Source organism: Pseudomonas sp. EA_65y_Pfl1_P113 (genome assembly GCF_963970525.1).
Taxonomy (GTDB): domain Bacteria; phylum Pseudomonadota; class Gammaproteobacteria; order Pseudomonadales; family Pseudomonadaceae; genus Aquipseudomonas; species Aquipseudomonas tritici.
This window is the reverse complement of the sequence record NZ_CAXAQM010000510.1, coordinates 1-467: the sequence shown is the minus strand read 5'-3', so window position 1 is coordinate 467 and position 467 is coordinate 1. Positions and strand designations below refer to the sequence as shown.

At 61.2% G+C, this 467-nt stretch carries 1 pseudogene; it reads right to left on the bottom strand.

The annotated features are described in order from the left end of the window. Positions 1-148: 148 nt before the first annotated feature. Positions 149-467: pseudogene (locus AACY52_RS30820) on the bottom strand (transcriptional regulator); the annotation flags it as partial.

Below are 467 nucleotides of genomic sequence, written 5' to 3'. Positions count from 1 at the left end.
GCGCCTTGCGCGAGCAAGCGCCCGCGAGCGCAAGCCCAGGCTTCCCCGGGTCGGTAGGCCTTGGCGATCGCCAGGCTCTCATTGAGCATTAGCCCACCCACACTGAGCGACATCCGGTATCTTTGATGTTTTGCGCTATCGTCAGAATTCACAGCGCGAACTCCGCCTTCTCAAGCGCTGCGAGGGTATCGGCTCTGTTGACCACGACGATATGCTGACTGCGAGCGGGCAGCTGGGCGGCATCACCCAAGAGCCCAAGGCGCTTGAGCACATAGAATAGCATCGCGTAGCGAACAGTCAGCACGGCCGATCCGCCTGCCATCCCATAGTCCTTGGCGACCACCGCCTTCTGGCTCTCGGTGAAGGCAGGATGCGGACCTACCTCAATGGCAAAGCGCTCTTGCCAAAGCGCGTCTTGATCGGCCGACGCGCCAGCTTCGCCAAGCTCGCCTACATTAAGGATACGC